At 72.1% G+C, this 5,334-nt stretch carries 5 protein-coding genes and 1 pseudogene; 5 read left to right on the forward strand and 1 reads right to left on the reverse strand.

All coding sequences use genetic code 11. The annotated features are described in order from the left end of the window. Window positions 1-88 precede the first annotated feature (88 nt). The 4 genes from AB0I68_RS38625 (at window position 89) to AB0I68_RS38640 (ending at window position 3,748) form a co-directional block, all read left to right on the forward strand. The gene (locus AB0I68_RS38625) at window positions 89-721 is read left to right on the forward strand and encodes a hypothetical protein (protein ID WP_363182125.1); all 633 of its coding nucleotides are present in this window, start codon (window positions 89-91) and stop codon (window positions 719-721) included. Between the two features lie 108 nt (window positions 722-829). Then, window positions 830-1,093, forward strand: coding sequence for a ferredoxin (locus AB0I68_RS38630; RefSeq protein ID WP_363182128.1), 264 nt, complete (start codon window positions 830-832; stop codon window positions 1,091-1,093). Further along, complete coding sequence (locus AB0I68_RS38635; RefSeq protein WP_363182126.1) at window positions 1,086-2,477, forward strand: FAD-dependent oxidoreductase; 1,392 nt, start codon at window positions 1,086-1,088, stop codon at window positions 2,475-2,477. The genes AB0I68_RS38630 and AB0I68_RS38635 overlap by 8 nt, the downstream gene beginning before the upstream one ends. Window positions 2,478-2,503: 26 nt before the next feature. Next, window positions 2,504-3,748 (forward strand): cytochrome P450, encoded by a 1,245-nt coding sequence (locus AB0I68_RS38640; protein WP_363182127.1) that lies wholly within the window; start codon window positions 2,504-2,506, stop codon window positions 3,746-3,748. A gap of 108 nt (window positions 3,749-3,856) precedes the next feature. On the opposite strand, the pseudogene AB0I68_RS38645 reads toward AB0I68_RS38640, so the two are convergent. Then, window positions 3,857-4,044, reverse strand: a pseudogene (locus AB0I68_RS38645) (recombinase family protein); the annotation flags it as partial. Between the two features lie 62 nt (window positions 4,045-4,106). Between AB0I68_RS38645 and AB0I68_RS38650 the strand changes: the two are divergent. Next, entirely contained in the window at window positions 4,107-5,204 is a 1,098-nt protein-coding gene (locus tag AB0I68_RS38650) for a MerR family transcriptional regulator (protein WP_363182130.1), read from the forward strand. Window positions 5,205-5,334 lie beyond the last annotated feature (130 nt).

The following is a 5,334-nucleotide window of genomic DNA, read 5'->3' on the forward strand; positions in this document are numbered from 1 at the left end:
CTACTCCGATCTCCGGCTCGGTTCCGCCTCGTCACCCGACCGCGCCGCACCGCTGGCACGCGGGCCCGGCGGGCCGCTTGCTGGAGGAATGACACAGGGAGCACCCGGGACGACCCGGGCAGAGAGCCTGAGCACCCCGAAGGCCGCCGGGCTGGCCGGGGTCGTCTTCGCCGTCCTGCTCGCGGCGGCGATGGTGCTCGCTCGGATCGCCCTGCCCGGAGGCGCCGGCGGCGAGCAGGTGGAGATCGCCCCGGGCCGGCGTGGTGCGCTGACCACGGCACTGGAGCTCGTCCCGTTCGCCGGTATCGCCTTCCTGTGGTTCATGGGCGCGCTGCGCGAGCACACCGGGGAGGCCGAGGACCGGTTCATCGCCACCGTCTTCCTGGGCAGCGGACTGGTCTTCGTCGCCTGCCTCTTCGGTGCCGTCGCGGCCGCCGGGACCGTGCTGGACGCCGAGGACCCCGCGGGCTTCGGCCGCCACTTCGCCTACACGCTGCTCACCACGTACGGGATGCGGATGGCCGCCGTCTTCGTCCTCGCGACCTCGGCCATCGGGCGCAAGCTCGGGGTCCTCCCCAGGCCCCTGATCCTGATCGGGACCCTGTCCGGGCTGGTCCTGCTGGTGGTGGGCTCCACCCTGCCCTGGTCCGAGCTGGTCTTCCCGGCCTGGGCGCTGCTCATCAGCGTGTACATCCTGCGCGCCGCCCGCCGCTCCCCGTGACACCTGCCCGGCCGTCACCCCAATGGCCTCGCCGGACGGGCCGTCCCGCCCTCCGCGCCGCACGCTGGCCGGGGAGTCGGAGGGGCCAACGAAAGGAGCTGGACCTTGCTGAGACTTGTCGTCGATCTCAACCGGTGCCAGGGATACGCGCAGTGCGCCTTCCTCGCACCCGACGTCTTCGCGATGCACGGAGACGAGGGCCTGCTCTACGACCCGCAGGCGCAGGACGCCCATCGCGAGCGCCTGGCCCAGGCGGTCGCCGCCTGTCCCGTGCAGGCGATCCTCGTGGACGAGCTGGACATGGCAGCGGCCGCGTCCGGCGCCCCCGGAGGCTCCCGCTGCGCCGGCAGCGCGGAGGCATCCGATGGCTGACGGAACGCTGGACCGCCTCAAGGCGGATGGCCGGATCGTCGTCGTCGGTGCCTCGCTCGCCGGCCTGCGCGGCGCCGAGACCCTGCGGGACATGGGCTTCAAGGGCTCGCTGACCATGATCGGGGACGAGCCCCACGAGCCGTACGACCGCCCGCCCCTGTCGAAGCAGGCCCTGCTGGGCATGGGCACGGCCGAGCGCACCGCGCTGCCCCGCCGCCGCGAGATCGACGCCGAGTGGCGCCTCGGCGTACCGGCCAGCGGCCTCGACATGGCGGCCAAGCGGGTCAAGCTGGCCGACGGCGACGAGGTGCCCTACGACCGGCTGCTGATCGCCACCGGCGTACGGGCCCGGCCCTGGCCCAACACGGCCGAGGCGGAGCTCGAGGGCGTGTTCGTCCTGCGCACCCGCGACGACGGCGCCGCCCTGGCGCGGCGGCTCGACGCCGGCCCGCGCCGGGTCCTGGTCATCGGCGCCGGGTTCACCGGATCCGAGATCGCCTCCGCCTGCCGCGAGCGCGGACTGGAGGTCACCGTCGCCGAGCGCGCCGACGCGCCCCTCGTCGGCGCCCTCGGCGGGGTCATCGGCGCGGTCGCCGCCGAACTCCACCGCGAGAACGGCGTCGACCTGCGCACCGGCATCATGGTCACGGCCCTGGAGGGCGACTCCACCGGGCGGGTGCGCGCCGCGCACTTCTCCGACGGCACCACGCTGGAGTGCGACGTCGTGGTCGTCTCGCTCGGCGCCCAGCGCAATACCGAGTGGCTCAACGGCTCCGGGCTCGGCGCCGGCCCCCGCGGCATCGCCTGCGACGCGGGCTGCCGGGCCTTCGACATCCGCGGCATCGTCACCGACGACATCTTCGTGGCGGGCGACGTCGCCCGTTCCCCGCACCCGCTGTTCGGCTACCAGTTCCTGTCCCTGGAGCACTGGGGCAACGCCGTCTCGCAGGCGGAGACCGCGGCCCACAACATGCTCAGCGAGAGCACCGACCGCCGCCCCCACATCTGGGTGCCGGCCTTCTGGTCCTCGCAGTTCGGGGTGAGCATCAAGTCGGTCGGCGTGCCCTCGATGGGCACCGAGATCATGATCACTCAGGGCTCGCGCGCCGAACGCCGTTTCACCGGCGTCTACGGCTACCAGGGCCGCGTCATCGGGGCGGTCAGCTTCGACAACTCGCGCTGGCTCCAGTTCTACCAGCAGCAGATCGAGGCCACCGCCCCCTTCCCGCCGCCGTTCCCCACGGTCGACCGGCGCCCCGAAGGGCAGAAGCCGATGGACGCGGACTTTCCCGACCCGTCCGTGCCCACGCACGGACCGACCATCACCCTCAGCGGATATTCGCCGGCCGACCGGCGGATGACGTTCACCCCCGCCGGGTCCTGACCCGCGCGCCCTCCGGAGGACCCGGCATGAAGCAAGGCATCCTGAGCGACATCCTCGACTACGCGAACCGCGCGAACCCGTACCCGCTGTACGAGAAGCTGCGCAAGACCCCGGTCTTCCACGACGGGGACGGCCCGTACGTCATCAGCACCTACTACGACATCCAGAGCCTGCTGCACGACCCGCGGCTCAGCTCCGACGCCCGCAACCTGGCCGCGACGGCCGGGGATCCGCTGGCCGAGGGCGAGGAGGAGGGGGCCGCGGCCCTGCCGCCCGGCTTCCTCAAGCTGGACCCCCCGGAGCACGACCGGCTGCGCCGGATGACCAACCGCCCCTTCGGGCCGCCGCACTCCCCGCGCCGCATCGACGGGATGCGCGACGACCTCCACGGTATCGTCACCGGCCTCATCGACAACCTCGGCGACCCGGCACGGATCGACCTGGTCGACCAGTTCGCCTACCCGTTCCCCGTCACCGTGATCTGCCGGCTGCTCGGTGTGCCGCGCGAGGACGAGCCACGCTTCCACACCTGGGCCGACACCCTGGCGGCGAGCCTGGACCCCAACCCCGAGCCGGACGCCGATGCGAAGGAGCGGGAGAAGACCACCCAAAACGCCCGGATGGAACTGGGCATGTACCTGGCCGGGCTGATCGAGGAGCGGCGCAAGAACCCCGCCGACGACATGCTGTCCCAACTGGCCGTCGGGCACGGCCAGGACGAGACGATGAGCACGATGGAACTGCTCAGCACCGCCGCCCTGCTGCTCATCGCGGGCCACGAGACCACCGTCAACCTGATCACCAACGGGATGCTCACCCTGCTGCGCAACCCGGACGTCCTGAAGCAGCTGCGCGAGACGCCGGAGCTCGCGGTGCCCCTGGTGGAGGAGCTGTTGCGGTTCGAGCCGCCGGTGCAGCTGTTGCCGCAGCGCACCCCGCTCGTCGACATCGAGGTCCACGGGGTCACCATCCCCAAGGGCTCCTCGATGTGGCTGGTCCTCGCCTCCGGCAACCGGGACCCGAACCGCTTCGAGAACCCGGACCGCTTCGACCCGTACCGCAAGGACATCCAGCACCTGGGCCTCGGCAGCGGCATCCACAGCTGCTTCGGCGCCCCGCTGGCCCGGCTGGAGGCGCAGCTCGCACTGAGCGAACTGGCCCGCCGCCTGGAGAACCCGCGCCTGGTCGAGGACCCGCCGCCCTACCGGCAGAACGCGGTCCTGCGCGGCCCGCGCCACCTGCAGGTCACCTGCGACGGGATCCGTCCCTGAAGCGGGACCGGGACCGGGGCCTGGGAGCGGCGGGCCGGACCGGCCCGCCGCTCCGGCGTGATCGGGAGGATCACGGCCTCGGGGATCAACGGAACCGCGGTTGGCGCCGAGCACGGTGTGGAGCACGTCGTCGTTGTGACCGGTGGCCGGCCGCCGTGCTTGCCCTTGCGGGCCGCGGTGTCGAGCCCTTCCAACGTCGACTCGCGGATGTTCTCCCGCTCGGTCTCCGCCATGGCCGCGAAGAAGGCGAACAGGAGGCGGCCGTGCCCGGTGGGGTCGTAGATCCCGGCCAGGGGCGGCTCTTGACCCTCACGTGACGTCAGGCTGCATAGTCGGTGCCATGGAGGATCACTGGACCGTGGGACGTGTGGCCGAGCTGGCCGGCGTGAGCGTCCGCACGCTGCATCACTATGACGAGATCGGGCTCGTTCGGCCGTCGGCGCGGACCTCGGCCGGGTACCGGGCCTACTCGGCGGGCGACGTGGAGCGGCTGCGGGAGGTGCTGGCCTACCGGCGGCTGGGCTTCGGTCTGCGGGAAGTGGCGGAACTGGTCGGCGACTCGTCCACCGACGCGGTCGCGCACCTGCGCCGACTGCGCGGCCTGCTGCTGGAGCGGCGTGATCGCGCTGACGCCATGGTGGCGGCCATCGACAGGGAACTTGAGGCACGGGCGAAGGGACTGATGGTGACACCGGAGGAGCAACTGGAGATGCTCGGTGCACGGCTGTACGACGCGATCGGCGGCGCTTACACCGCGACCCGGCACACCGATCCGCGGATCGCCGCGCAGATCTGGGACGCGCTCGGGGACGCGCAGACGGTGCTGAACGTCGGGGCCGGCACCGGTTCCTACGAGCCTGCTCATCGTGATGTGACCGCGGTGGAGCCATCAGCGGTCATGCGGGGGCAGCGGCCTGCCGGCTCGGCGCCGTGCGTGGCCGCCGCCGCGGAGAGTCTGCCGTTCGAGGACCGCTCCTTCGATGTCGCGATGGCCGTCTCCACCGTTCACCACTGGGGGGACCCGATAGCGGGGCTGCGCGAGATGCGACGCGTGGCCCGCCGCGTGGTGGTGCTCACGTTCGACACCGACGAGCCCGGATGGCAGGACCGGTTCTGGCTTGCCCGCGACTACCTGCCCGAGTTCGCGGCCGTCCTCACGGAATTTCCCTCGCTTGCCGGGATGGCCGACGCGATCGGCGCCCGCGCTGAGCCGGTGCCCATCCCGTGGGACTGCGCTGACGGCCTGTTCGAGGCGTACTGGCGCCGCCCGGGGGCGTATCTGGAGGATCACGTGCGCCGTGCGATGTCGGTGTGGACCAGGGTCGGGCCGGAGGCCGAGCAGCGCGCGGTGCGAAGCCTCAGCGACGACCTCGAATCCGGCCGATGGGCCGAGCGCAACAGCGACCTCGCTCACCTCGACGAGGCAGATCTCGGCCTCCGCCTGCTCATCTCTTGAATGGACATCGAAGGGGGCCCTTGACCCGGCGTCCGCTAGGGGGTGTCCGGCGGATCAGGGCCGGATAGCCCGGGTCGTCTGGTGCCGTGGATTGCAAGGCGGAGGAGGGAGCCACTGCGGTGGGGGCACC

The organism is Streptomyces sp. NPDC050448, from assembly GCF_040655295.1.
Taxonomy (GTDB): domain Bacteria; phylum Actinomycetota; class Actinomycetes; order Streptomycetales; family Streptomycetaceae; genus Streptomyces.